Source organism: Shewanella sp. 10N.286.52.C2 (assembly GCF_002874545.1).
Lineage (GTDB): Bacteria > Pseudomonadota > Gammaproteobacteria > Enterobacterales > Shewanellaceae > Shewanella.
Genome location: NZ_MCTV01000063.1, coordinates 1 through 3113 on the forward strand (window position 1 = coordinate 1; position 3113 = coordinate 3113).

The window sequence follows — 3113 nt, forward strand, 5'->3', positions numbered from 1 at the left end:
CTCACTTATGCTTATAAGCTCCGCGTGTTTTCATTGAACTTGAAACAATGGCTTGCTCTAATATGCTTAAAAACTAAATTATAAAACACCAATGACTTAAGTTAAGTCATTGGTGTTGGCGTTTTAGTGACGGAAGTGACGCATGCCAGTAAATACCATGGCAATGCCGTGCTCATCTGCCGCTGCAATGATTTCTTCATCACGGATTGAACCGCCTGGCTGAATGATGCAGCTGATACCAGCCGCAGCTGCTGCATCGATACCGTCACGGAATGGGAAGAAGGCATCTGATGCCATCACTGACCCTTCAACCACTAAACCTTCGTCTGCCGCTTTAATGCCAGCAACTTTTGCTGAGTAAACGCGGCTCATTTGGCCTGCGCCGACGCCGATAGTCATGCCATCTTTTGCGTAAACAATCGCGTTAGATTTAACGAACTTAGCCACTTTCCAGCAGAACATTAAGTCAGTTAGCTGCTCGGCGGTTGGTTGCACTTTTGATACCACTTTAACGTCAGCCACATCAACCATGCCTTGGTCGCGGTCTTGAACTAATAAGCCGCCGTTAACACGTTTGAAATCTTGAGTAGTGGTTTTAGTATTCCACTGACCACATTCGAGTAATCGCACGTTGGCTTTAGCGGCAACGATGTCGCGTGCTGCCGCACTAACTTTAGGGGCAATGATCACTTCAACAAATTGACGATCAACAATGGCTTTCGCGGTGTCAGCATCTAATTCTTGGTTAAAGGCGATGATGCCACCAAAAGCTGATGTTGGGTCAGTTTTGAATGCGCGATCGTAAGCTTCAAGGATCGTGTTACCTAGGGCCACACCACAAGGGTTAGCATGTTTTACGATGACACAAGCTGGGCCTTCAAACTCTTTCACACACTCTAGCGCAGCATCAGTATCTGCAATGTTGTTGTATGACAGGGCTTTACCTTGCAATTGTGTTGCACTTGCAACCGATGCTTCATCAATGTTGCTATCAACATAGAAAGCCGCTTTTTGATGGCTGTTTTCGCCGTAGCGTAAATCTTGTTTTTTGATCAGCTGAGTATTGAACGTGCGTGGGAAGCTAGAATCTTCGTGGCACTCATCTTTACTGTGTGCAGGCACCATAGTGCCGAAGTAGTTAGCAATCATACCGTCGTAAGCGGCAGTGTGTTCGAATGCGGCAATGGCTAAATCAAAACGTGTTTCTAAGGTGGTGCTGCCGTTGTTTGCTTGCATCTCTGTAATCACGCGATCGTAGTCACTGGCGTTAACAACAATAGTGGTGTCTTTATGGTTTTTCGCAGTAGAACGTACCATGGTCGGGCCACCGATATCGATGTTCTCAACGGCGTCAGCTAACGTACAACCTTCTTTTGCCACAGTAGAAGCAAATGGGTAAAGGTTAACCGCAACTAAATCGATGGGTTTAATGGCATTTTGTTCCATTACGATTTCATCAATACCGCGACGGGCTAAGATGCCGCCGTGTACTTTTGGATGCAATGTTTTAACACGACCATCCATGATTTCAGGGTGACCGGTATAGTCAGATACTTCAGTGACAGGAATATTATTGTCAGCAAGTAATTTGGCTGTTCCGCCTGTAGAAAGTAGTTCTACGCCTTGCTCGTGAAGTGCTTTAGCAAACTCAAGCATTCCAGTTTTATCAGATACACTTAGCAGTGCGCGACGAATAGGTCTGACAGTATTCATGTAGGTACAGTGTCCACTATTTATTTTAAGGAAGTTTGGCAAAACAGAGCAGACATCGACATGGCTCTGCTTTGCAAAATTCCCTTAATGTTTTTACTTGTTAGGGGGTTGCTGCCTATAGACAGGGCGCGCGCATTTTATCGCAAAAGCACCATATAGGGTGTTTTTTCTGCGCGATTTCACAATATTGAAATAAGAACAAAGTTACTCACAAAATTTTATTCTATAAAAGCCTTGACCTTGGATTTAACTCTAAGGTTTATAGTAATACTTATACTCGTAATGATTATCTGTGTATTGCATCAGAATGTTTATCTTACTCATGGTGAATTTATGTATCGAATAGGTGAAGTCGCGGCGCTGTTTAATGTTAAAGCTGACACGCTGCGGTTTTATGAAAAACACGGTTTATTAGCGCCCTCTAGCCGCTCTGATGCGGGCTATCGACTTTATAATGAGGATGATACTGCCAAGTTAGGTTTTATTATTCGCGCCAAAGCGGTGGGCTTTAGTTTGAATGACATTGCCGAGTTGTTATCCATTGAATTAGATAAATCCAACTGGGCATGTGCCGATGTAAAAGGGCTGGTGGACTCAAAGCTTAAACAAGTACAAGACAAGATGGCCGAGCTCGCCAATTTTGCTAACTCATTGGGCAAATTATCAGCGGCCTGTTGCGGCGGCCCTGAAAGCGCTGAACATTGCTCAATTTTAGAAGCATTAGAGTCAACAGATAAAGAATTAAATCCAAAAGCTGAGCAGCAACGTCATACAGCAAAGCAGCCTCAAGGTTAGGAGCATATTATGTTATTAAGCAATTTTTTAGAGTTATTTTTAGAGTCCGCTCCGTGGCTATTATTAGGCTTAGTGTTGGCGGGGTTGTTGAAAGTGTTTGTGCCTATGGCGTGGATGCAAAAGCAGCTTGGCGGCCATGGGTTAAAAACCGTGGTTAAAGCAGCCGTGATTGGTGCACCATTACCTTTATGCTCATGCGGGGTTATTCCTGCTGCAGTGGGTTTGCGTCGCTCTGGCGCATCAAAAGCGGCTACAACCTCATTTTTAGTATCAACGCCTGAAACTGGGGTGGATTCGGTTACGGTATCTTATGTGTTGTTAGGGCCATTTATGGCCATTGTGCGTCCGATAGCGGCGATCACCAGCGCCATTGTGGCGGGTTTATTAGTCGGTCGTGATGATGACGATGGTAAGGTCGTCAGCGAAGTTAAAGACGATGCTGCTACTAATGCAGCAACTAATACCGCAACTACAACAGCGATGACGATGAAGCCTGCTGCTAATGCATCAGTGATGCAGCCAATGAGTGCCGCTGTTGTAAAATCAGTGCCAGTCGCTAAAGCCAGTAGTTGTTGTGCGAGTAAATCTGAATCCGTTAAGGCTGA

3 protein-coding genes are annotated in these 3113 nt (G+C 44.8%); 2 read left to right on the forward strand and 1 reads right to left on the reverse strand.

Annotated features, from left to right (window positions below; genetic code table 11):
* Window positions 1-123: 123 nt before the first annotated feature.
* Window positions 124-1713, reverse strand: a complete 1590-nt coding sequence (purH, locus tag BCU94_RS17645) for a bifunctional phosphoribosylaminoimidazolecarboxamide formyltransferase/IMP cyclohydrolase (RefSeq protein WP_102477125.1) — start codon at window positions 1711-1713, stop codon at window positions 124-126.
* A 333-nt stretch (window positions 1714-2046) separates the two neighbouring features.
* On the opposite strand from purH, the gene zntR reads away from it, so the two are divergent.
* Entirely contained in the window at window positions 2047-2508 is a 462-nt protein-coding gene (gene zntR, locus BCU94_RS17650) for a Zn(2+)-responsive transcriptional regulator (protein WP_102436938.1), read from the forward strand.
* A 9-nt stretch (window positions 2509-2517) separates the two neighbouring features.
* Window positions 2518-3113: permease (locus BCU94_RS17655; protein ID WP_198590908.1), on the forward strand; the 596-nt coding region annotated here is incomplete at its 3' end.